Origin of the sequence: Algoriphagus halophilus (assembly GCF_041729275.1) — a bacterium.
Classification (GTDB): domain Bacteria; phylum Bacteroidota; class Bacteroidia; order Cytophagales; family Cyclobacteriaceae; genus Algoriphagus; species Algoriphagus halophilus_A.
In genome coordinates this window covers 3,828,117-3,850,943 of record NZ_CP146486.1, presented here as the reverse complement: position 1 = coordinate 3,850,943, position 22,827 = coordinate 3,828,117, and the positions used below count along the sequence as shown (strand labels likewise).

Genomic DNA, 22,827 nt, shown 5'->3' with positions numbered 1-22,827 from the left:
TAGCAGTGAGTATGGGATAGCTTACAGAAAAGCCCCTCAGGATGTTCCTAAGGGGCTTTCTTTTCGAATATGTATTCTAAATCAACCTGTGAAATACGCTTCTAATTCAGACATCATCGCTGATTTTTCCCTCAAATCATTGATGATTTTTCCCTTTTCCAACAAGACGATACGATCGCAAATTTCCGTCACATGGTTCAAATCATGACTGGAAATCAAGAATGTCACTTGTGAATTTTCCTTTTCCTGAAGCACTAATTTCTTTAATCTGATTTGCGAACTCGGATCTAGGTTTTCAAAAGGTTCATCCAAAAACACATATTGAGGATTTCCCATCAAAGCAGCAGCTATTCCTACCTTCTTCAAATTTCCTTTGGACAAATCTCGTATGTATTTCTTTTTTCCAATGATTTCTTCATTAAACAGATCCGTGAACTTGGCTAAGTGGTTTTGGAGATCGGCCTCCGACATTCCATAAATTTTTCTTAGCGTCTCAAAGTATTCATCTGGAGTTAAGTAGGCCAAGAGCATATGCTCATCTAAAAACGCACCTGTCACACTTTTCCAAGCTTCACTTTTACTCACATCCTCTTCGTCAATCGTTACATATCCTGTAGTGGCGCGAACCAAGTCCAACATGATCCTAAACAAGGTGGTTTTACCAGCTCCATTATTACCTACCAATCCAAAACATTCCGACTTAGGAATTTCTAAACTTGGAACATCCAGGACAACCGCTTCTTTATATCGTTTTTTAAGGTCTTTTACTTGAATCATAACTCTTGACGGAATGAAGATGAAATCTCGTATTTATGGGAGAGAACTCGATTAATATTGATTTGGGATAATTTTTTAAATGATAGAATGCCAATGATTCCAATGGTAGCCAATGCAGCTAGGCCTGCATATTCATTGACCCACAAAGCAAAAGGCAAGTATACCGCGTAAGGGGCTAACATCATCGGTATGATCATCAAAAACTGAGCAGCACCCACCCCTTCGTAATTGAACATGGCTCCTTTATTTAAATCCATTGGTTTAGGTTTCCATAGGGCTAAATAGACAATTAAATGAATCAACACCCCTGCATTAAAAAGCCATGTAGCCAAATGGATCAATAAAAACTTCCACCCAAAATACACATAGGGCACTGACAATAAGAAACAAAGGCAAGAAACGGCAATGAGCAATAAATACTTGCCTCGGATCAGCGCCGCTATTCCATCCTTTTGATTGATGAAAAAATCAAAATTTCCGGAGTTCCAGCTTAAAAACAACTGCCCATATTGAATCATAAATATCCCGGTGATAAATACCCCCACAAAAATAAAGATGAAGCTAAAGCCTCCTCCCTCTGTCTGGTATTGGGGATTATTATAGAAAATCATTCCGTACAACAAAAAGAAGGCACTGAGCATTAAAAATGTCCTACTCTTCTTATGACGGATAATTAATTTCCATTCTAGATTTGCCATCTCTCCGGCCAAGCCGAATCTTGAAAAGAAACCAAAGCTTCTATTGGCGAATTTAACTTCCTCCTCTTTGGATAAATCTTCTAGATAAGCATTGTTTAGATAAAATGTATAGGCAATGTAATAGAGCCCCACACAAAAGGTCGTGCTAATAATCAAAGGAACTATACTCCTAAGCGACCAAGTGAAAAATGGAGCCACCAAATCCCCTAGATTAAACCAGCCCATATAGGTAGATCCTCCACCAAGCAATAAAACTGCGAAAACGATAAATACTCCAATCAGGCTATCTTCAAACCGTTGCTTAAACCAAAGCATAAACCAATGAAGTGACCAGCTGATCATTAAGATATTACCTATCCAGAAGATCAAAGAAGCCATCCCCATTGAAGGCAATATCACTTGAATTCCAAATGGTAGAAAAAGTAATAACGCAATCACACTGATAGGTGAGATAAAGGACCTCACCAGCAGCATGTGCATAATCTTCCTTTTACCAATCGGTAAATGCAAGAGGCTTTCCAGTTCGATTACTGGGAGATTCTGCAGGAAATAACGATACATAAACTCCGTCAAAAAGAAAAAGATCAGCCCTGAACAGAGGACCTCTAATGGATCTTGCCCTTCAGCTATTACTCCAAGGATTTTTTGTAAGAAAATCCCTGCCATCAAAATATAACTGAGTAAGAGTAATGCAAGAAAAGCCAGAAATATGGTGATCAATAAGCTCTTGGCAAAAGAGGTAGATCGGACACTCTTTAAGAATTGTAGCCTTATTAATTCAAAAATCATTTAAATGGTAGTTGGTAATTCTTTCTAAATTTGCTTCAAAATAATCAATCAACATAAATTTTTGTTGTTTGAATAAACAATATAGTTAATTGATGGGATTACTAAATGAATTAGGTTTTTTGAAGCTGTAGAGGCAAGAAGGTCGGTGAGAATTTTTGATCAAGAAAGCCCATTCGATCACCAAATAGTCAAAAAATGCTTGGAAGCAGCTATCCTCTCTCCAAACAGCTCCAATCTACAACTCTATCAATTTATCCGTATCCCGGAAACCTCTTCTATTAAAGCTCCACTGGCCAACCTATGCATGCGCCAAAAGGCAGCAGTCACCGCCAGAGAATTGGTGGTAGTGGTGACCCGAAGAGATCTTTGGAAGTCTAGAGCTGATGCCAATTACAATTACATCAAGACCACGGTTCAAAACCAATCTGAAAAGAAACAAAAACAGGCATTGAGTTATTATGGAAACTTAATTCCCAAACTATATTCCCGTTTTCCTGGCTGGACTACCATCAAAAAAATTATTGCTTGGTGGGTAGGTTTAAAAAGACCGATGGTCCGTGAAGTCAGCGAAACGGACGTACGAATCTCCGTTCATAAGTCCGCTGCTTTAGCCTCTATGACTTTTATGTTGGGGATGAAAGCCTCCGGCTATGACACTTGCCCGATGGAAGGCTATGACTCCAAACGAGTATCGAAACTTCTAAATCTTCCCAAAGGATCCGAAATCTGCATGATTATAGGTTGCGGCAAAGGACTTCCAGAAGGAATTTATGGAAAACGATTTAGATTGGATTCAAAAAACCTTATTTATGATTTATGATATAAGACATAAGATTTAATGTAGCTGAAGAACTGGTCAAATCTATTTAAGTCAGAAAGCTCAAGTGAGAAATCTGAAAATAAAATCCAAAACTAAATTCTAATTTTTAAGATATTAATCAAATGCTGTTTTTGTAAATTCGGTTATGGATCGAGATTTAAAAGAAAGAACCAAAAAGTTTGCTTTAGAAATTATAAAACTAGTTTCCGATTTACCCAAAACTACCGTAGGGTTCGAATTAGGAAATCATCTTATTCGTTCTGGAACTTCCATTAAAGCAAATTACAGATCATCTCAAAGAGGAAGATCAAGGGCGGAATTTATTTCAAAACTATCAGTGGTACAGGAAGAAGCTGATAAAACTATTTTTTAGCTAGAATTGATATCCGAGTCTAATTTGCTTTTAGAAGATCGAATTAAACCAATTTTAAAAGAGGCGAATGAATTGACAGCAATTATTACAACTATGCTTATAAATTCAAAGAAGAATTCGAATTAGCTTTTCAGATTTCTCACTTCAAACTTCTGACTTTAGTATCCATATTTCCCCTTCCACTTACTTCCCAGATACCTTCTCAGTTCATTCTCACGGGCATTTTCTCCAGGTTCATATAATTTGGTTCCTTTGATTTCATCAGGCATGAATTCCTGCTCCACAAAGTTGCCAGGGTAATCGTGGGAATATTTATATGCCTTCCCGTAATTCAGATCTTTCATCAACTTGGTAGGTGCATTTCTCAAATGGAGTGGAACAGTCAAATCTCCTTTTTCACGCACCAAAGACTGCGCTTGGTTGATGGCCATGTAGGCGGCATTGCTTTTGGGGGAGCTGGCCAAGTAGGTCACGCATTGCGATAGAATTATTCGGGATTCGGGGTACCCGATTAATTTGACCGCCTCAAAACAATTGGTCGCCAACAGCAAGGCATTAGGATTGGCATTACCTATATCCTCCGACGCCAAAATCACCAATCTCCTAGCAATAAATTTCACATCTTCCCCTCCTTCGATCATTCGAGCCAACCAATACACGGCTGCATTTGGATCTGAACCTCGGATTGATTTGATAAAAGCAGAAATTATATCGTAATGTTGCTCACCGGATTTATCATACAAAGCCACTTTTTGCTGTGCAATTTGCATCACTTTTTCATCTGTGATCACGCAAGGATCTTCGTTGATCCCATCAATGACTATTTCTAACAGATTTAGCAACTTTCTTCCATCCCCACCAGAGATTCTCAACAAGGCATCCGTCTCTTTCAACTGTACATCCAGTTTCTTCAGCTCCAAATCCCTTTCCAAAGCCTGATGGATCATCGCCTCCAGTTCTGGTTTCCCCAAGGAATTAAGGGTAAATACTTGACACCTTGATAAAAGAGCAGCATTGACCTCAAAGGAAGGATTCTCTGTAGTTGCACCTATTAAGCGGATAATCCCTTTTTCCACAGCTCCTAATAGCGCATCTTGCTGGGATTTATTAAAGCGATGGATTTCATCGATAAAAAGCACCACTCCCATTTGAAACTTTGCTTTTTCAATCACCTCACGGATATCCTTGACCCCAGAGCTAATCGCTGAAAGCGTATAAAATGGCGCCTTGATTTCATTGGCAATGATATTGGCAACGGTCGTTTTTCCAACCCCTGGAGGGCCCCATAAGATCAATGAAGGGACATTTCCCGACTTGATGGCTTTATATAAAAATGAATTTGGTGAAGACAAGTGCTCTTGACCGATTAGATCTTCCAAGCGGATTGGGCGCATTCGCTCTGCCAGTGGTGTATTATTCATTTGTTGGAATCTAGATTCTATCGGCAAGATACAGAGAAATGAAAAAAGGGACCGCAAAGCCCCCTTTTATGACAAAAACTGTCTTCGAATTATAATTCCCCAATTCGTTTTCCAAACTCTTCCAAGTGATCATCCCCAAAATCATGGTGGGTAACAAACCGGACTAAGTCTGGACCGAATTTAACCGCTTTAATGTGCTTCTCTCCCAACTTCTCCAAAAAGAACTCTGGTGTGATTCCATCCAACCTGGCAATAGCGATATTGGTAGCAACTGGCAATACTTCAGGAACAAAGGATTTTTTCAATAACATTTCTCCTAAAGCTTTTGCTCTTCCGTGATCCTCTTTCAAACGCGCTACTTGATGATCCAAAGCATAGATTCCTGCAGCTGCCAGAAATCCTGCCTGTCGCATTCCTCCGCCCATCACTTTCCGTACTTTTCTTGCTCGCTTTATATCGGTTTTTGAGCCGAGTAGAAGAGAGCCTACGGGACAACCCAAGCCTTTACTCAAACAAATGGATATCGTATCAAACTGGCTACCCCAGTCTTTTGGATTGTCTCCGGTTTCTACCAATGCATTGAACAATCTCGCTCCATCCAAATGCAATTTCAACCCATACTCTTCACAAACCTTTTTGATCGGGATGACTTCTTCCAATTCATAAATACTACCTCCTCCTTTATTCATCGTGTTCTCCAGAGAAACCATGGTGGTCTCAGGAGCATGGATATCATCTGGGTTAATAGAGGCTGCCACTTGAGAGGCGGTAATTTTACCTAGATTCCCTTCCAATAATTTGACGGAAGCCAAAGAGTTTGACATAATCCCCCTCCCTCATACAAATAGATGTGGGAATATTTATGACAGATTACCTCAGTTTGAATTCGGGTATGAAGACGTATTGCTATCTGGTTGGTCATGGTACCGGAAGGGCAGAAAATCGCAGCTTCCATCCCAAAAAGACTCGCAATTTTCTCTTCCAGAGCCGAAACCGTAGGATCTTCTCCAAAGACATCATCTCCTACAGGAGCTGAAAACATGGCTTCTTTCATACCCTTAGTAGGCTTTGTGACAGTGTCACTACGTAGGTCAATGATCATTTTATGAAATACTTAGATTTAGAACTTTGCGATGGAGTCATAGTTTTAATAGCCTCTGCAGCTTCAATGGGTCTATCAGTTGCCAAGATATCTGCGCCATTTTGCACAAAACTAGCATAGATTTGATCTCCTCGACTAACTGCACTTTGATCCAAGTTGCCCAACACTCCCAATATGGTAAAAACTCCTCTCTGGTGGAGAGCCTGGTTAAATTCCCTAGGCCTTTCGGCCAAACCTGTAAAGGCAATTACACGGGTCCAGGGAATTCCTGTCTCTTCTAACCTTTTGATTTCTTCTTCATTTCTGATGGTTATAGAAAGCATTAAATCCGGAGCCATAGAATGCAATTTCTTCGCAGCCGGAAAGGTATAGGTGATCAAAGCTGCATGTCCTTCAGAATCTGTACTGCGAACCTCCTCAATGATCTTTTCGAAAGGAACAGATCGCTTGATATCTACGGTCAATAACGCTTTCCCCTTAGACCAGGTTAATGCCGCTTCTAAAGTCGGTACCCGAAAGCTAGTCAACTGCCCATTTTCATCTTCCAAAAGAGGGATTGAATATATTCATAGGTTACCTCCTCCACCTTGCCCGTTCCGTTGGTGGTTCGGTCCAAGTCGTCATCATGCATCAATACCAATACCGAATCCTTGGTCATTGCCACATCCAGTTCGATGATGGATGGAGTATAATTCAAGACATTTTCAAATGTTTCAATGGCATTCTCAGGAAATCCAGGATAGGGTCCACCTCTATGAGCCGAAACCATAGGAATCCGATCAGAAGTCCAAGTATAAAAATCGTAGGCAGTCCCTACTCCTTCCAAATCGATGTAAAACCCATCTACAGTCGCATTGGTGGTATTTTGTTCCACAGTTGCGGTTTCAACCGTTGATTTAGAATTACAACCAGGTAATCCAACAAGCCACAGAAAAGTTAAAAGAAGGCTATTTCTCATCTTTTTTTGTCTCTTTTTTAAAGATAAAATCCAACCCACTACTTCGGTTGTTAAAAACTTCTTCCATATCCTTCAATTCCAAATTCAATGCCTTGGTAGAAATCTGAATTTCTATTAATGATAAAGCCAAAGCAATCAATAATGACCCCATACTACCTACAAACACCCAGTTGGCCGCTTCTATAATTCCATGGAACAATAAATACATACAGACGATGCATAATAAAAAGCTAAATACTCCAAAGAGCTGCATATTCTTGATCAATGTCAATCGCTTCCTTAAGTTATGGATTTGATCCACGATCATTTCCTTGTCAGGTGCATCCATGTAGTTCTTTGAAGGCCTCGAATCAAACTGGCTATTGCTAAAAAACGATTGGTAAATGCCAACATGAGTAAGGTAATGGCTGAAAAAAGTAAGGCGGGTGTAGAAAGTTGAAGTTCCATAGGCCTAAATTAGCTTACTAAAGATCAATCAAAAACCTTTAAATGAAAAAAAACCTGTCCTTTTCGAACAGGCTCTTTTTCAAATCTTCTTTTACTTACTTATGCCACCTCACCTAGCTATGCCACCTCACCTAGCACTACCAATTTTTCAAGGGTTGGTGATTCGGAACCACCTTTCGGTTCAATGGTAATAGCAAATGCTCCGGCTTGTGCCACCGCTTCCATTTGTTGTAGGGTGAATTTTTCTCCTGGATTTACCAAACCAATCCCGATCGGCCCATCATCTCCTATGGCCCACAATTGATAATCGTATTCCTCACTAAGAGAATTAAGGTTATTGACTGCTACAAAGACTTCCTGGGCATTCTGGTCCCAGAAAACATCTACTTTCGCGTCTTTTTGCATGTCAAAACCTTCGCCTTTCATCTCTACCCGTTTGTAATCTCCGGCAACAATTTTATCCAGTTGGGTTTCCTTCCGTTCAAACTCCATCTTCACCTGGTTCAAATTGTCAGCCATCACGCTTTGTTCCTGAAGCAATGCAGTAAACTGCTCGTCTTTTTCATAGAACTTATTCGCATAAAATATAGCTGCACCTACTGCCAATACTGCCACTACAGAAGCTGCTGCTGCATAGGCTTTCCAAAGGGAAAGTCTAACTACTTTGGCAACTTTAGGTTCTTCTACTTCCGTAGTGGTCTCTTTAGTCGATCTAAACTCCGGTTCCAAACTGGCAAAGATTTTATCTTTTACCGCTTTGGAAGGTTGGGTCCCGGTCAACTCATCGAAGGCAAACATGGTCTGCTCTAGTTCTTCCAGTTCTTTTTGATCTCCGGATGCAATTTCGCAAAGGTCAGAACCTCCTCACGCTCGCGCTCATTGAGCTCTCCTAAGAGGAATAGCTCTAATTTGCCTGATGCTATGTATGATTGAATATCCACTAGATTCTGTCTAAATTCTTTTTCAAAACTTGTAATGAAGCCCTTACTCTGGACTTGACGGTGCCGAGAGGAATTTCAAATTCCTCGGAAACTTCCGAATGTGTATATCCTTTGAAATAAATATACTCAATAATGAAGCGCTGATCTTCATTAAGCTCGTCCATTAACTCGCGGACACCGATTCCATCCGTCATTGCCTCTGTCCCTGATTTGCTTTCTAATCCATATACGAAGTCATCAATTGCGTTGGTCTTACTAGATTGAGAAATTTCCTTGGACCTCAACTTATCAATCGCCGAATTCCTGCAAATATTTGCCATCCACGTGTATAAACGGCCTTTTGACTCGTCGTAGCGATCTATTTTTTGGTGATTTTGACAAATGCGTCATGAAAAACCTCTTCGGCTATATCGGAATCATGGACTATTCTGGATATGACTGCAAAAAGCGCACGGGAATATTTCTCATAGAGGTATTCCGTAGTTTTTTTGTCTTTCGCCCTGAGTCCGGATATTAATTGTTCTTCCTCCAAAAGTTGGTTGTTTACAATGGGTTTACCCTAAAGTAAAACACAAGACCGAATGTTTTCAGTCTTGTGCCTTTTATTTTCAAAAATGTGGGTTTTTACAAGTGAATCACCTCATCATATGCAGCAGCAGCAGCTTCCATAATCGCCTCTGACATGGTTGGGTGAGGATGAACTGTTTTAATCAACTCATGCCCTGTAGTTTCCAGTTTACGGATGGCTACGATTTCGGCAATCATTTCAGTAACGTTGGCTCCGATCATGTGCGCTCCAAGTAATTCTCCATATTTCTTATCGAATACCAATTTCACAAAACCGTCTTTTGCTCCAGCAGCAGAAGCTTTACCAGATGCTGAGAAAGGAAATTTACCAATTCTTAAGTCATACCCGGCTTCTTTGGCTTTCGCTTCCGTCATCCCTACTGAGGCGATTTCTGGAGAGCAATAGGTACATCCTGGGATATTGCCATAATCCAATGGTTCAGGAGAATGTCCTGCGATTTTCTCAACACAGATAATTCCTTCTGCGGAAGCAACGTGTGCCAAAGCAGGCCCCGGAATCACGTCACCGATGGCATAATAACCCGGCATATTGGTTTTGTAGTATTCATCTACCTTGATCTTACCTTTATCTACCAAAATACCTACATCTTCCAAACCGATGTTTTCAAGGTTTGAAACGACACCAGCGGCAGAAAGCACGATGTCACACTCTAAAGTTTCCTCACCTTTTGCGGTTTTCACGGTCACTTTACAGCCTGATCCTTTGGTATCCACCGCAGTCACTTCTGAAGATGTCATGATGGTCATACCTGCCTTCTTATAGATTTTTTCCAAAGCCTTGGATACCTCTGCATCTTCCACAGGAACAATTCTATCCAGGTACTCCACAATGGTTACTTCAGTACCAATGGAAGCATAGAAATAAGCAAATTCCACTCCGATTGCTCCAGAACCCACAACTACCATTTTCTTTGGCTGCTTCTCCAAGGTCATTGCCTTTCTGTAACCGATGATTTTTTTATCGTCGATTTTCATAGAAGGAAGCTCTCTTGATCTTGCTCCTGTCGCAATGATAATATTGTCTGCAGAATAGACTGTCTTCTTATCCTCTTTGTCAGTAACTTCAACTTTCTTGCCTGGCTGGATTTTACCCCATCCAGAAATCACTTCGATTTTATTCTTCTTCATCAGGAAGGTCACGCCTTTGCTCATTCCATCAGCTACACCTCTACTTCGCTTCACCATTCCTTCAAAATCAGCTTTGGCCTCCTTTACAGTAATGCCATAATCAGCTGAATGGTTGATGTATTCAAATACCTGAGCGCTTTTCAGCAATGCTTTCGTAGGAATACAACCCCAATTAAGGCAAATACCACCTAGTTCAGCCGCCTCTACTACAGCAGTTTTCAAACCGAGCTGGGAAGCACGAATAGCAGCAACGTAGCCACCTGGCCCACTACCCACCACGATCAAGTCAAATTTGGTCGAAGACATATCTAAATATTGTTTTATAACGAATTGAAACTATGCAAAAATAGACCTTTTGGCTTCAGAAAAAAATTTGCAGCCCTTCACAAAAACGCAAATGATTTCGTAAATCCTGTAGCAAAAGCCAGGTGAAAATACAGAATTTCATCAAAGTCGACTTTTGTCCAATTTTATTTTACAAAAACAATTTTTGAGAAAAAATACGAAGGGAGAAAGCCGATTTCCAAAAGGCTTTACTTTTCAAATCGGAAACTTTCAGTTTTTTTCTAATTTTGACAAAACAAAATTTTAGAATCAATGGGATTACTTTCCGGAAAAACTGCTTTGATCACCGGTGCCTCTAAAGGGATCGGAAGAGCCATTGCGATCAAATATGCTCAGGAAGGCGCCAACGTAGCCTTCACTTTTTTGTCCAGTGTAGAAAAAGGCCAGGCGCTAGAAGGCGAATTGGCAGCTTTTGGTATCAAAGCGAAAGGATATCGCTCGGATGCATCAGACTTCAAAGCTGCAGAGGAATTAGTTAACAGTGTAGTAGCTGATTTCGGTGGACTGGATATTTTGATCAATAATGCTGGAATCACCAGAGATAACTTATTGATGAGAATGACAGAAGAGTCTTGGGATGAGATCATGAATGTAAACTTGAAATCCTGCTTCAATACGGTGAAGGCTGCGACCCGAACTATGATGAAAGCTAAAGCAGGCTCTATTATCAACATGACTTCTGTGGTAGGTGCCAAAGGAAATGCAGGTCAGGCTAATTATGCTGCATCCAAAGCAGGAATCATCGGTTTCTCCAAGTCAGTAGCTTTGGAATTAGGCTCCAGAAATATCCGTTGCAATGCCATTGCTCCAGGTTTTATCGAAACTGAGATGACAGAAGTTTTGGATGAAAAAACAGTACAAGGCTGGAGAGATGCCATCCCAATGAAAAGAGGTGGTAAACCAGAAGAAATTGCAGATGCTTGCGTATTCTTGGGTTCTGACATGAGTACTTATATTTCAGGTCAAGTGCTTCATGTGAATGGAGCAATGTATACCTAAATCGGAATTATGAAATAGGAAGCATGCAATTTGAAATAGGGACGGCTGAGGAAACTCAGCCGTTTTTTTGTTTCCGATTTTCATACAAAAAGAACTAGAAGCTAGACCTCTTTTCCTGAAACACCACATGGAACCATGTAATTTTTGCCCCCTTCTTATTAGGGAACCCTTCTTATTTCAAGAAATTGATAATTAATTGACTATCAAAACAATCCGATGATACACTAGGTTACGTACATACTTTTATCAATTAACTAACCTAAATAATCATCTTATGAAAATGTCTTTTCAAAAACTCGCATTGCTATCTTTTTTAGCATTTTTCGCATTTGCCTGCCAAAACTTTCAGGAGGAGACTCCAACCTTGAATCAACTTGGAGATGATAATTCATCCGCTTTCGCATCTGAATCAGATCTTAACGCCAGAAAAGGGCAGCTCGCTGAATTCGGGGCCTTTCTAATAGGGTCTGAAGAAGTTCCTTTAGTAAGTTCTCCTGGATCTGGTGCTGCCAAAATCTCTCAAATTGATGAAAGCACTTTAAAATTTGAACTTAGAGTAGCCAATACCTCTAATATTGCAGCTGCTCACCTTCATTATGCAGCTGCCGGCACCAATGGACCTGTCGTGGTTGCTTTACTTACCACTCCAATTCCTGGTCTTTCCAATGGATTGATTGCTGAAGGCATGATCGATGCGTCCAAATTAGTTGGGCCATTAGCTGGAATGTCAATAGCTGATTTAACAGCCGAATTTGAATCAGGAAATATCTATGTCAATTTACATACCTCCGGTAATCCCAGCGGCGAACTTCGAGGACAGGTAAGTATGGTAGAAGCCAGTGATAATAAAAATTATGGCACCAAATTAAGCGGAGCTAATGAAGTGCCCGCTGCAATGACAGACGCCACAGGGGTTGCAAAATTTAATTTTTCCAACGACGGAAGTGCCTTATCCTTCCAAGTAAATGTTGATGGCATTGAAGACGTACGGTTTGCTCATATTCATTTAGCAAAAGCTGGATCAATGGAGGAGTAGTATATACTTTAAGGATGGATAAAGTGGTGGGTCCTGTTTCTGGAGTCTATGCAAAGGGCGAAATAATGCCTGCTTACTTCTCTGGTCAAATGCTAGGAGGAGATTTAGAAATCCTAAGAGAGGCTTTCAGAACTGGAAATGCATATGTCAATGTTCATTCTGACGATTTCCCTGGTGGGGAGTTAAGAGGACAAGTGAACTAAGTTGTTTAAATTCACCCCACCGACTAAGGCCAGCAATCGCTGGCCTTTTTTATTGATTTCAGGGATTCGAAAGACAAAACACCTACAAGATCAATCAGCAAACCTACTCAGGTCAATTTTATAAAATTCATATACATCCTCTGAGGCTTGTTCGGGCTTGTTGATAAAAAGACCTTCTGAGGTTAGGAACCAGTTTTCAACTTCCAGCTCAGTTTCAAATTCGAAAAAGTACTCACCCATTGGTTCCCAATCACCTGAGTAAATGCTTAAAACATAATGTTTGGTACGCTCAAATTTAGATTCTCCCATACCTGACTCATTGATTTTTGAACCACGAATGATTAGGTCTCTTTTTTCATCGTAAATTAAAAACAAGTGCTTAGAAGCTTCCTTTGGCAAAGCCCATACGGTAAATTGATTTCCCCAAGGTATAATCTCACTTGGCATATACTTGAACTTTTGCTTACTTGGAGGAGCTATTTTCTTAACCAATTTCAAATCCTTAAGGACATAAATTGTATCAGAATAAGGCCAACCTAATAAATATTGTCCTCTAGATTTATCAAAATCCCCAAACAACTGCGTTGCTGTCATATCACCCTCAAATTGATCATAGCCTCCTGGTATAGAAAACTCGCTTGACATAACCTTTCCAGTCTCAATATTTATCTGACTTAACCATCTTTTAAACTCTAATGGAAATGCCGTCCTCATTTCCCCAGGCTTAGTCTCTGGCCCCAGATTAACCCAATAAGTCGGGTTTTGACCAATTTGGAGATATGGCGAATTGAATTGCATAAGTCCATTTTCGGCTTGAACATGTGCATCTGCCATCATATTATTTGATTCTCTTAAACTGGATTTAACATGATTAACTTTGTTTCCAATAGAATCAAAAACACCAATCTCTCCTAAATCACTGATACCAATAATTTTATTTGGAGAATCAATATAACTAAACCAAGCTCCTTTGAGAGAATTAGGTCCATCCGAGGGGATCTGAATTTGATAAATCTTTTCACCAGACTTAGTATCTACGAAATTTATTGCCCTCCCATTAAATTTGATTGCTCCTGATGAATAAACAAGCCATTCCTCACCCTCATTTCCGATTGACTTTACACTATAAAAACTTTTTGTCTGATTGTCTTTTTTCAAAGCAAAATCTTCCAAAAGCAACTCCTCAAGCTGACCTTGATAAATATCTTCCGAAATTTTATCAGCACAAGAGCTCGCTATAAGTAATATTAGAGTTAGAGATAGTTTATTCATTTACGAAAATTTAATAGATAAACTAAATCTAATGAAACGATCTGAACTAAAAAAGCCTCAGAAATAAATCTGAGGCTTTTGAAACCTTTGAGGTATTTTTCATCTCGAAGGTTTTGTGTGTTAATGAAAGGTAAGTAGGACCTTCGAGGTTTTGAAAACCTCAAAGGTCAAAAGAATCAATCCTCTCCCAAGAATGGGTACTTGTAGTCTTCTGGAGAAACGAAGGTTTCTTTGATGGTCCGAGGAGAAACCCAACGAAGTAAGTTGATCATGGAACCAGCCTTATCATTGGTTCCGGAAGCTCGGCTTCCTCCAAATGGTTGCTGTCCTACCACTGCACCGGTTGGCTTGTCATTGATATAGAAGTTACCAGCAGCATTTTTTAATTTTGTGGTCGCCAATTCAATCGCATAGCGATCCTGAGAGAATACGGCTCCTGTCAAAGCATAAGGTCCTGTTTGATCAACCAATTCCAAGGTTTCTTCAAAGTTCTCAGCATTGTATACATAAATGGTCAAAACCGGGCCAAAGATCTCCTCACACATGGTGGTATACATCGGATCCTGAGTCACAATGACAGTTGGCTCGATAAAATAACCTTTTGACTTGTCGTAATTCCCACCTGCAATGATTTCTACTCCTGGGGCTTCTTTTGCTTTCGCAATGTAACCGGAGATTTTATCGAAAGCTTTTTCGTCGATTACCGCATTGATAAAATTGGTGAAGTCTTCCGTACCTCCCATCTTCATGGATGCTAAATCTTCCAACATATACCCTTTTACTTCATCCCAAATATTGGATGGGATATAAGCTCTGGAAGCAGCGGAACATTTCTGTCCTTGGTATTCAAATGCGCCTCTCACTAAACCAACAGCCACTGCTTTAGGAATCGCTGATTTATGAGCAATCACAAAGTCTTTTCCACCGGTCTCACCAACAATTCTTGGGTAAGATTTAAATTTATTGATATTGGCTCCAATTTCTTTCCAAATGTGTTGGAATACGCCTGTGGAACCTGTGAAGTGGATACCCGCGAAATCTGGATGTTTAAAAATAATATCTCCTGCCACTGGACCGTCTACATAGATCAGGTTGATCACACCATCCGGCACTCCTGCTTCTTTGAACACCTCCATCAACACATTGGCAGAATAAATTTGGGTGTAAGCAGGTTTCCATACGATGGTATTTCCCATCATTGCAGCGGATGCTGGCAAGTTACCGGCAATAGCGGTGAAGTTGAAAGGAGTCAAGGCAAAAATAAACCCTTCTAAAGGTCTTTGTTCCAATCTATTCCAAACTCCATTTCCTGAAACTGGTGGTTGCTGAGCATAAATCTCAGTCATGTATTTCACATTGAAACGCAAGAAGTCAATAAACTCACATGCTGCATCAATTTCAGCCTGCATGGCATTTTTGGATTGGCCCAACATAGTCGCAGCATTGATTTTAGCTCTATATGGACCAGCAATTAGGTCAGCAGCTTTTAAGAAAATAGCAGCTCTTTGTTCCCAAGCCATATTTTCCCAAGCATGCTTGGCTCCCAACGCAGCATTGATTGCCTGCTCTACATGGGAAGCATCTCCTTCGTGGAAATGACCTAACACATGTTGATGGTCATGAGGGGAGACATAGGATGTTTATTTCCTGTTCTTACCTCTTCTGAACCGATATACATGGGTACATCAACTTGCGTCGCTCTTGCCTTCGCTAAAGCTGCTTGCAATTCTTTTCTTTCGGGCTTCCGGGTGCATATGCTTTTACCGGTTCGTTAACCGGAGTGGGTACATTGAAAAAACCTTTGAGCATGATATCTGGGGTTATGATTTTCTGATGTTGGCAAAGATAACCAACCGAATTTTATTGACTAGTGATTTTGATAACAAAAGCATTATAAGATGCTTTCTAGTTCCCGGAGATGTGAAATCGTATAGGTTGGCTTCAATTCTATTGCTTTTCCTTCTGGATTGAAATACACTTGATCTATGGATGCATTCTGGGCTCCCAAAATATCTGAATTGGGATTATCCCCGATCATGATGCATTGTTCCGGATCCGTACCAAGAGTCTCCATCGCATGATAAAAAATCCTTGGATCTGGCTTTTTATGGCCCGTTGTCTCTGAAGTGACAATCAGGTCAAAATATTGATCCAATCCGGAGGCTTTCATTTTCTTTGCTTGAGACTCATTGAAACCATTGGTAATCACGTGAAGGGGATACTTTTTTTGAGGTAGGTCAATATCTCTTTTGAATAAGGAAATACATGTGGTTTGGAGGATGTACGATGCATGAAATCCTCCTCAAAAGGGATAGGCACCGAGTCTTCATGTGCACCAGCATGTGAAAAAATGCGTTTAAACCGCTCAATCCTAAGATTATACTTGTCTATTTTTCCCACATTGTACAAATCCCATAACTGGAAATTGACATGATGGAATGAACTGAAGAAAGTCTCATAAGTTGGAATGCCCAGTTCTTTCAGTTTATAAATTTCATATAATTCGGAAAGGGATTCTGAGACATTCCGATCATAATCCCAAAGGGTATGATCCAGATCAAAGAATATATGTTGGTAAGTCTTCAAGGTAATTATCTTCTGTATTGATTATTCTGAATTTTATTTATTGCAAGTTCCCTGTTGGATTTGAGGATTTCGAATGTTTCCTGATCTTTTATCAAACTGGAGTCTTTTTGAATAAACTTAAAAACCGCCTGAAAGATTTCGAGGTATTCCTCCAGGATGTAATAAAACATCCATTGATCTACTCTCCTACTTCCAAGCAAGCCTGCATTCTTTAAATAAATTAAGTGCCTACTTGTTTTCGTTTGGGTGAAATCCAAGATATGTTCCAAGTCAGAAATGGATAATTCCTTGTTCAACATTAATAAATGGATGATTCTCACCCTAGACTCCTCAGAAAGTGCTTTAAATATTCGGAGTCCATAGTTTAAACTGATATTTTTAAGTCTCATTTAGTAAGTTTTAACTCAGTTTATGCTTATTAAATAAAATTTCAGGCGAAATTAGGGTATAATCGCGTCCGATTTACCAACCTTTCGTCGTTCAATTAGTTAATTTATTTGTGAATAATTCAATAATCATCAGATCCACTTTCATTTTCCTACTGGGATTTATTTTTTCAGTTCAGTTTGCTTCTGCCCAAGATCAGCAAGAAAAGAAGGTTATTCAGCTATCTGGAATTATCTTAAATGCGGATAGTACCGATGCGGTAGCCGGTGTAAACGTATACGTGCCAAAGAAAGGAAGGGGTACAAGTAGTGGTCGGTTTGGTTATTTCTCCATGCCTGTGTTGGAAGGTGATAGTGTAGTGTTCAGCTTCATCGGGTTGAAACGTCAGACATTCAAAGTTCCTGAGTCAGTTGAAAATGATAGAATCAGCCTGATTTTAACAATGGAGGTGGATGAAATCGCACTGGCTGAGGTGGAAGTTTTACCTTACCCCACCGAAGAGGAATTTAAGCAGGCGGTAATTGCGATGAATGTGGTAGATCCAATGTCGATCAGTAGAGCCAACATGAGCCCTGAGATGCTACTTCGTTGGGCTGAAAGCATGCCTGCTTCAGGAGGAGAGAATTTTAGATACTTCCAGCAAGGCCAAGTACTTCAGAATCAGGATTTGTATGGACCTAGACCCCTTAGGCTTCTGGATCCATTTGCTTGGGGTCAATTTATCCGATCCATTAAGAGAGGTGATTTGAAAAAGAAGGATTAATCAATTAGATTATACTTTCGTGAAATAAGGCTCCCGCAAAGGCGCAAAGGCGCTATTTTTTCTTGGCTTAATATATTTTTATGAATGAAAATGATCTTTCAAAAATCATAGTTGACACCGCTTTTAAAATCTATAAAAAGCTTGGCCCAGGTTTATTAGAATCAGTTTATGAAGGAATATTTGCCTATGAATTAAGACAAAAAGAATTACTTGTGGAAACTCAAGTAACTATTCCTGTTTTATGGGACAACATCAAATTCGATCAAGGGTATAGGGCAGACATCATCGTCAACAAGAAAGTATTAATAGAACTTAAGTCAATAGAAAAGCTAATGCCTGTCCATGCGAAACAAGTTCGTACCTATCTAAGACTAACTGACTTGAAATTAGGGATGTTGATAAACTTCAATGAAAATCAACTTACGGATGGAATTAAGAGAGTTGTAAACGGACTTAAGGTTAATCTAAAGAAGTTGCGACTTTGCAGCTTTGCGGGAAACCGAATGAATTTTATTTCAATTCTGGCAAGACCCACTCTTCCAACACGCTTGGAATTTTCATCATTTGCTCTATTGCTGCCACCGTTCTAGGAGCATCTCCTGACAAATTAACCGGTCCTTCTTTGGTCACTAAAATATCATCTTCAATTCTCACCGCTATCCCCCACCATTTGGGGTCACAATCCGAACCATCAGGTATATAAATCCCCGGTTCTACCGTAATAATCGCCCCCTCTTTTAACGGACCTCTTGCCCCTCGATCATGCACGTCTAATCCTACGTGATGGCTGGTTCCGTGAGGAAAATAAGTATGCCTTTGTCCTGCTTTAATAATTCCAAGCTCGACCAATCCCTCATCAATGATTCGCCTGGTTTCAGTGCCTATTGTTGCAAAATCCACTCCGATCTTACTAAGAGCGATCCCTGCATCCTGAGATTTCAATACCAACTCGTAAATGGCTTTTTCTTCTTCATTGAAGGTCCCATTTACGGGGATGGTCCTGGTAACATCTGCGGTATATCCTTTCCATTCTGCCCCAAGATCCATTAACAATAATCTATCGCTGATATGCTCCATGTCATTTTCAATGTAATGGAGAATACATCCGTTATTTCCAGCACCCACAATAGAGGGATATCCTACATCTTCTGCACCATATCTTTTATAGATGAATTCATGAATCCCTTGAATCTCTCGCTCTGACATACCAGGTTTAGCGGCTTTCATCACCTCTATTTGGCCTATGGCTGAAATCCTGGCAGCTGCTCTCATTAACTCTTGCTCCTCCACTGTCTTCACTTCACGGAGACCTTCCATGATTTCCGTCAATAGAAATAAATCCACTTTTTGTTGAGGTAGCTTCCCTTTCACTTCCATTCTTTGTTCCGGAGAGTCCGCATTCACAAAATCTTTTAAAACTGGATCATCCTCTACTTCCGGATATCGTTGTTTCGCACGGTTGATGATTTGTACCACATTTGCTGCATTATCTGTGTTGCTTGCCCTAATCATTTCATACATCTGAAGGTTAATCGGAGCAACTTCCTTTGGGTAACCAGAAGAAGTTTTAAAAGAAGCTACCATCTTTTTCAAATCCGCATTGGCACTACTCCCTTCTATATCATCAGATAAATCAAAGGACAAAATTTTATCAAATGAGGAAAAATCTATTTGTTGGTCCCCAGTAAACTCTTCGAACAAATAAACCTGTTCAAAGCCCAATTTCTCTTTTACTCCTTCCACTCCCAGTCTCTTTCCATTCCACATCTCTGACATAGGGTCTCTTGGCTGAACGTAGATCATTTCATCGCTCAAAATCCCATTCAGTTCCCTCTTCTCACTAAAAATCACCAAAACTGCATTGGGCTCCCTCAATCCTGTCAAGTAATAAAAATCGGTATTGGGATGATAAATATAATCGACATCATTGGACCTGTTCTTCACCGGATTATTAAAGATAACGGCAGCTGAATTAGCAGGCATTTTACTTCTTAGAATTGCTCTTCTTTCTTTGTGCCAGTCACTGCTGAGGGCATCCTCAAAATAAGATTGGGCATGAATACTGAGTGAAAAGAGGAAAACCGAAAGAAGGACGAAAATATTTTTCATTGTTAATAAAATTGAGACACCTAATCTCACATGTTTTCTCCATTTAACAAAGTCAGCACACACAGATTAAAGCATATGCTTATCTTTAGGTTCAAATTTTACAGATTATGAAAAAATCGGGATTTTACTTTTCCTTACAGTGTTGGCTCTTGGGCCCATTTTGGCACAAACCAAAACTGAAAAGCCTAAACTAATTGTAGGAATCATTGTCGACCAGATGCGTCAGGAATATTTGTACAGGTTTGCTGACCGATACAAAGAAGGTGGGTTTAAACGCCTAATGAACGATGGATTTATGATGAAAAACGGTCATTACAACTACATCCCTACCTACACTGGACCTGGACATGCTTCCGTTTATACAGGAACTACCCCTGCCACGCACGGGATCATCAGTAACAGCTGGTATGTCAGAAGTCTAAAAGGATCTCTATACTGCGCTGAAGATTCAACAGTAACTGCGGTCGGAGGTTCTACCGCAAGTGGTCAAATCAGTCCAAGAAATTTATTGACTACGACTATTACAGATGAATTAAGGTATGCCACTAATAAAAGGTCTAAAGTAGTGGGAGTTGCCATTAAGGACAGAGGGGCAAGTTTACCCGCAGGTCACCTAGGAGACGCCTATTGGTATGATAGCGGAACAGGCGAATTTATGACTTCCACCTATTACTATGATTCTTTACCTGATTGGGTTCAGAATTTCAATGAGAAAAAATTAGCTGAAAAGTATTTAAGCCAAACTTGGAATACACTTTATCCTATTGAGACTTATACTCAAAGTATTGCTGATAACAACGACTTTGAAGCACCATTTGCTGGAAAAGACACTCCAACTTTTCCATATGTTCTAGACTCTCTTAAACAGGGCAATGGTGAGTTGGGGCTGATTGCCTCTACGCCATTTGGGAATACTTTAACACTAGACTTTGCCATCGCGGCAATGGAAGGTGAAGATCTTGGTAACCGTGGGGAGACAGACTTTTTAGCATTGAGTTTCTCTTCTCCTGACTACATAGGTCACCGATTCGGGCCTATGTCCAAAGAGGTGGAGGATAATTATCTTAGACTTGACTTAGAGTTTGAGCGATTGCTAAACTACCTAGACGAAAAATACGGAGAAGGTGAATACCTTGTATTTCTTACTGCTGACCATGCTGTGGCAGACGTAGCTACACATATGATCAGTGAAAACATCCCCGCAGGCAATCTCAACAACAGCTATATCTATGCACAGCTCAAGGGATACACTCAACTTACTTTTGGCGAAGGAGATTGGATAGAAAACCTTTCAAATGAACAAGTATTCTTGAATCATGAATTGATCAGGGAAAAAGGCATGAATCTAAAAGATATGCAAGATGACCTAGCTAATTTCTTGTTAAGATTCCGTGGTATTAAAGAAGTCTATACTGCATATGCCATGAAAAATTCAGAGTTCACTACTGGAAGAGCAGGCAGGTTACAGATGGGGTATAATCAAAAATCTTCGGGTGATCTTTTGATTACTCTGGAGCCGGGCTGGTTAACAGGTGGAGCCAAAGGGACCTCTCATGGCACAGGCTATAGCTATGATACCAACGTACCTATGGTATTTTATGGTTGGAATATCCCGGCTGGTGAAACTTCTCGGTACGTGACCATCACCGATATTGCTCCTACCCTTTCCATGATGTTAGACATCAAACTACCAAATGGCACGACAGGGAACCCGATTACCGAAATAACTGACCAAAAATAAACTAAAAAAAGGCCTGAATTCATAATTCAGGCCTTTTTTTCACTTATTCGGTCCAACTCATCGGATAGTTTTTATCTACAAATTCCACGGCTTCGGTGGTAATTTGCAGAGACTTAAACGTATCCAACATGACTGCATATTCCTCCGTGGCTTTGGCACCAATGGATTTTTCTACTGTACCAGGATGAGGACCATGCGGTAAACCACCCATATGGATGGTAAATGAACCCCGATCAATTCCTTTTCTACTCATAAATTCCCCCTCTGCATAATACAACACCTCATCAGAGTCAATATTGGAGTGATTATATGGGGCAGGGATTGCCAATGGATGGTAATCGAAAAGCCTTGGCACAAAGGAACATATCACAAATCCCCATGCCTGGAAAGTCTGATGAACCGGTGGCGGTTGATGAATTCTTCCGGTAATGGGTTCGAAATCGAAAATTGAAAGTGCATAGGGATATAAGTAACCATCCCACCCCACGATATCCAATGGACTGTGGCCATAGGTATAGGGGTAAAGCATCCCTTGTTTTTTATTTGAACCAGGTAATCTCCCTTTTCACGCTCAATATGCAATTCCTCGGGAGTACGAATATCCCGTTCACAATAAGGAGAATGTTCTAACAACTGCCCTACTTCATTTCTATATCTTTTGACTGTCTCAATTGGGCCATGCGACTCTATAACTAGAAGCCTTAATGGTCCTTCTTCATTAAATTCAAATCGATAAATAGTAGTTCTTGGAATGACAATATAATCCCCTTTCCTCACAGGTAATTTGCCAAATTGAGAATACAACACTCCTTCTCCATCATGAACATAGATTAATTCATCTCCATCTGCATTCTTGAAAAAGAAATCCATCTTGCGTTTTCTAGGAGTACAAATTCCCATCATTACATCAGAATTCATCATAAGCATTTTCCTGGCGCTTAGGTAATCCTCCCCTGTAATTTCCACCCCAGAGGTCTTTAGATGGGTTTGACTTAAACCGTGCTCTTTGACCGGCTCCCAAGAATATTTTCTAGGCTTCCCTATGGACTTTACTTCATTGGGATTAAAAATATGGTACAAATTGGAGTAGATCCCTGAAAAACCTTTTGAGCTTACTAACTCCTCTTTGTAAAGGCTTCCATCGGGCTGTCTGAATTGAGTATGTCTTTTGGGCGGAATCTCTCCCAATCGATAATAATATGCCATTTTTTATTTGGGTTTATAGACTAGCTAAATTACGAATATTGTGTTTACAATGATGAAACATGCAAATGAGATTTATCCTTCCATTAAAACATTACTTAATCATTTAAGTTTTTGTATTTTCCCGTAATCAATAAACCC

20 protein-coding genes and 5 pseudogenes are annotated in these 22,827 nt (G+C 40.0%); 8 read left to right on the top strand and 17 right to left on the bottom strand.

Annotated features, from left to right (window positions below):
* Positions 1 to 81: 81 nt before the first annotated feature.
* Positions 82 to 777 carry an ABC transporter ATP-binding protein gene (locus V8V91_RS20620; protein WP_373396991.1) on the bottom strand — a complete coding sequence of 232 codons (696 nt, stop codon included), beginning with the start codon at positions 775 to 777 and terminating at the stop codon, positions 82 to 84.
* Positions 774 to 2,264, bottom strand: coding sequence for a DUF5687 family protein (locus V8V91_RS20615; protein ID WP_373396989.1), 1,491 nt, complete (start codon positions 2,262 to 2,264; stop codon positions 774 to 776). Before V8V91_RS20615 ends, V8V91_RS20620 begins: the two co-directional genes overlap by 4 nt.
* Positions 2,265 to 2,373: 109 nt before the next feature.
* Here V8V91_RS20615 and V8V91_RS20610 point away from each other — a divergent pair, with 109 nt between their 5' ends.
* Entirely contained in the window at positions 2,374 to 3,084 is a 711-nt protein-coding gene (locus tag V8V91_RS20610; RefSeq protein WP_373400767.1) for a nitroreductase family protein, read from the top strand.
* 145 nt (positions 3,085 to 3,229) lie between these two features.
* The gene (locus V8V91_RS20605) at positions 3,230 to 3,457 is read left to right on the top strand and encodes a four helix bundle protein (RefSeq protein ID WP_373396988.1); all 228 of its coding nucleotides are present in this window, start codon (positions 3,230 to 3,232) and stop codon (positions 3,455 to 3,457) included.
* A 158-nt stretch (positions 3,458 to 3,615) separates the two neighbouring features.
* On the opposite strand, the gene V8V91_RS20600 is transcribed toward V8V91_RS20605, so the two are convergent.
* From V8V91_RS20600 to lpdA, 9 genes and pseudogenes are all read right to left on the bottom strand, one after another.
* Positions 3,616 to 4,878 carry a replication-associated recombination protein A gene (locus V8V91_RS20600; protein WP_373396987.1) on the bottom strand — a complete coding sequence of 421 codons (1,263 nt, stop codon included), beginning with the start codon at positions 4,876 to 4,878 and terminating at the stop codon, positions 3,616 to 3,618.
* An 89-nt stretch (positions 4,879 to 4,967) separates the two neighbouring features.
* A pseudogene (locus V8V91_RS20595) lies at positions 4,968 to 5,980 on the bottom strand (low specificity L-threonine aldolase).
* A complete protein-coding gene (locus V8V91_RS20590; RefSeq protein ID WP_373396986.1) occupies positions 5,977 to 6,528 on the bottom strand; it encodes a glycerophosphodiester phosphodiesterase family protein in 552 nt (183 codons plus the stop codon). Before V8V91_RS20590 ends, V8V91_RS20595 begins: the two are co-directional and overlap by 4 nt.
* Positions 6,504 to 6,854, bottom strand: coding sequence for a glycerophosphodiester phosphodiesterase family protein (locus tag V8V91_RS20585; RefSeq protein WP_373396985.1), 351 nt, complete (start codon positions 6,852 to 6,854; stop codon positions 6,504 to 6,506). The genes V8V91_RS20590 and V8V91_RS20585 overlap by 25 nt, the downstream gene beginning before the upstream one ends.
* Before the next feature lie 73 nt (positions 6,855 to 6,927).
* Positions 6,928 to 7,385: pseudogene (locus tag V8V91_RS20580) on the bottom strand (DUF2721 domain-containing protein).
* A gap of 117 nt (positions 7,386 to 7,502) precedes the next feature.
* Complete coding sequence (locus V8V91_RS20575; RefSeq protein ID WP_373396984.1) at positions 7,503 to 8,183, bottom strand: anti-sigma factor; 681 nt, start codon at positions 8,181 to 8,183, stop codon at positions 7,503 to 7,505.
* A 142-nt stretch (positions 8,184 to 8,325) separates the two neighbouring features.
* Entirely contained in the window at positions 8,326 to 8,646 is a 321-nt protein-coding gene (locus V8V91_RS20570) for a sigma-70 family RNA polymerase sigma factor (RefSeq protein ID WP_373396983.1), read from the bottom strand.
* 38 nt (positions 8,647 to 8,684) lie between these two features.
* Positions 8,685 to 8,858, bottom strand: coding sequence for an RNA polymerase sigma factor (locus V8V91_RS20565; RefSeq protein ID WP_373396982.1), 174 nt, complete (start codon positions 8,856 to 8,858; stop codon positions 8,685 to 8,687).
* Positions 8,859 to 8,950: 92 nt separating this feature from the next.
* Positions 8,951 to 10,348, bottom strand: a complete 1,398-nt coding sequence (lpdA, locus tag V8V91_RS20560) for a dihydrolipoyl dehydrogenase (protein ID WP_373396981.1) — start codon at positions 10,346 to 10,348, stop codon at positions 8,951 to 8,953.
* Positions 10,349 to 10,639: 291 nt separating this feature from the next.
* Here lpdA and fabG point away from each other — a divergent pair, with 291 nt between their 5' ends.
* The 3 genes from fabG (at position 10,640) to V8V91_RS20545 (ending at position 12,625) form a co-directional block, all read left to right on the top strand.
* Positions 10,640 to 11,386 carry a 3-oxoacyl-[acyl-carrier-protein] reductase gene (gene fabG / locus V8V91_RS20555; RefSeq protein WP_074222864.1) on the top strand — a complete coding sequence of 249 codons (747 nt, stop codon included), beginning with the start codon at positions 10,640 to 10,642 and terminating at the stop codon, positions 11,384 to 11,386.
* A gap of 274 nt (positions 11,387 to 11,660) precedes the next feature.
* Entirely contained in the window at positions 11,661 to 12,422 is a 762-nt protein-coding gene (locus V8V91_RS20550; RefSeq protein WP_373396980.1) for a CHRD domain-containing protein, read from the top strand.
* Positions 12,423 to 12,436: 14 nt separating this feature from the next.
* Entirely contained in the window at positions 12,437 to 12,625 is a 189-nt protein-coding gene (locus V8V91_RS20545) for a CHRD domain-containing protein (RefSeq protein WP_373396979.1), read from the top strand.
* A gap of 90 nt (positions 12,626 to 12,715) precedes the next feature.
* Here the strand turns inward: V8V91_RS20545 and V8V91_RS20540 are convergent, their stop codons facing one another.
* From V8V91_RS20540 to V8V91_RS20525, 4 genes and pseudogenes are all read right to left on the bottom strand, one after another.
* Complete coding sequence (locus tag V8V91_RS20540; protein ID WP_373396978.1) at positions 12,716 to 13,897, bottom strand: hypothetical protein; 1,182 nt, start codon at positions 13,895 to 13,897, stop codon at positions 12,716 to 12,718.
* A 176-nt stretch (positions 13,898 to 14,073) separates the two neighbouring features.
* A pseudogene (gene pruA / locus V8V91_RS20535) lies at positions 14,074 to 15,706 on the bottom strand (L-glutamate gamma-semialdehyde dehydrogenase).
* A gap of 82 nt (positions 15,707 to 15,788) precedes the next feature.
* Positions 15,789 to 16,483 (bottom strand): annotated as a pseudogene (locus V8V91_RS20530) (YjjG family noncanonical pyrimidine nucleotidase).
* A gap of 5 nt (positions 16,484 to 16,488) precedes the next feature.
* On the bottom strand, positions 16,489 to 16,872 hold the full coding sequence (locus V8V91_RS20525; RefSeq protein ID WP_074222860.1) for a metalloregulator ArsR/SmtB family transcription factor: 384 nt from the start codon (positions 16,870 to 16,872) through the stop codon (positions 16,489 to 16,491).
* A 125-nt stretch (positions 16,873 to 16,997) separates the two neighbouring features.
* Here V8V91_RS20525 and V8V91_RS20520 point away from each other — a divergent pair, with 125 nt between their 5' ends.
* Together V8V91_RS20520 and V8V91_RS20515 are read left to right on the top strand one after the other, a co-directional pair.
* A complete protein-coding gene (locus tag V8V91_RS20520) occupies positions 16,998 to 17,633 on the top strand; it encodes a carboxypeptidase-like regulatory domain-containing protein (protein ID WP_373400766.1) in 636 nt (211 codons plus the stop codon).
* 80 nt (positions 17,634 to 17,713) lie between these two features.
* Positions 17,714 to 18,223, top strand: coding sequence for a GxxExxY protein (locus V8V91_RS20515; protein ID WP_373396977.1), 510 nt, complete (start codon positions 17,714 to 17,716; stop codon positions 18,221 to 18,223).
* Here the strand turns inward: V8V91_RS20515 and V8V91_RS20510 are convergent.
* Positions 18,144 to 19,742 carry an aminopeptidase P N-terminal domain-containing protein gene (locus V8V91_RS20510; RefSeq protein ID WP_373396976.1) on the bottom strand — a complete coding sequence of 533 codons (1,599 nt, stop codon included), beginning with the start codon at positions 19,740 to 19,742 and terminating at the stop codon, positions 18,144 to 18,146. The two genes, V8V91_RS20515 and V8V91_RS20510, sit on opposite strands and share 80 nt — an antisense overlap.
* A 139-nt stretch (positions 19,743 to 19,881) precedes the next feature.
* Here V8V91_RS20510 and pafA point away from each other — a divergent pair, with 139 nt between their 5' ends.
* A complete protein-coding gene (pafA, locus tag V8V91_RS20505; RefSeq protein WP_373396975.1) occupies positions 19,882 to 21,483 on the top strand; it encodes an alkaline phosphatase PafA in 1,602 nt (533 codons plus the stop codon).
* Between the two features lie 43 nt (positions 21,484 to 21,526).
* On the opposite strand, the pseudogene V8V91_RS20500 reads toward pafA, so the two are convergent.
* Positions 21,527 to 22,689: pseudogene (locus V8V91_RS20500) on the bottom strand (homogentisate 1,2-dioxygenase).
* Positions 22,690 to 22,827 lie beyond the last annotated feature (138 nt).

Excerpts from the sequence above, each read along its gene's own strand:
- V8V91_RS20540 (WP_373396978.1), bottom strand. The coding sequence starts at position 13,897 with ATGAATAAACTATCTCTAACTCTAATATTACTTATAGCGAGCTCTTGT.
- V8V91_RS20545 (WP_373396979.1), top strand. The coding sequence starts at position 12,437 with ATGGATAAAGTGGTGGGTCCTGTTTCTGGAGTCTATGCAAAGGGCGAA.
- V8V91_RS20510 (WP_373396976.1), bottom strand. The coding sequence starts at position 19,742 with ATGAAAAATATTTTCGTCCTTCTTTCGGTTTTCCTCTTTTCACTCAGT.
- V8V91_RS20570 (WP_373396983.1), bottom strand. The coding sequence starts at position 8,646 with ATGGCAAATATTTGCAGGAATTCGGCGATTGATAAGTTGAGGTCCAAG.
- V8V91_RS20615 (WP_373396989.1), bottom strand. The coding sequence starts at position 2,264 with ATGATTTTTGAATTAATAAGGCTACAATTCTTAAAGAGTGTCCGATCT.
- fabG (WP_074222864.1), top strand. The coding sequence starts at position 10,640 with ATGGGATTACTTTCCGGAAAAACTGCTTTGATCACCGGTGCCTCTAAA.
- V8V91_RS20525 (WP_074222860.1), bottom strand. The coding sequence starts at position 16,872 with ATGAGACTTAAAAATATCAGTTTAAACTATGGACTCCGAATATTTAAA.
- V8V91_RS20600 (WP_373396987.1), bottom strand. The coding sequence starts at position 4,878 with ATGAATAATACACCACTGGCAGAGCGAATGCGCCCAATCCGCTTGGAA.
- V8V91_RS20515 (WP_373396977.1), top strand. The coding sequence starts at position 17,714 with ATGAATGAAAATGATCTTTCAAAAATCATAGTTGACACCGCTTTTAAA.
- V8V91_RS20620 (WP_373396991.1), bottom strand. The coding sequence starts at position 777 with ATGATTCAAGTAAAAGACCTTAAAAAACGATATAAAGAAGCGGTTGTC.
- V8V91_RS20575 (WP_373396984.1), bottom strand. The coding sequence starts at position 8,183 with ATGTTTGCCTTCGATGAGTTGACCGGGACCCAACCTTCCAAAGCGGTA.
- V8V91_RS20550 (WP_373396980.1), top strand. The coding sequence starts at position 11,661 with ATGAAAATGTCTTTTCAAAAACTCGCATTGCTATCTTTTTTAGCATTT.
- V8V91_RS20605 (WP_373396988.1), top strand. The coding sequence starts at position 3,230 with ATGGATCGAGATTTAAAAGAAAGAACCAAAAAGTTTGCTTTAGAAATT.
- lpdA (WP_373396981.1), bottom strand. The coding sequence starts at position 10,348 with ATGTCTTCGACCAAATTTGACTTGATCGTGGTGGGTAGTGGGCCAGGT.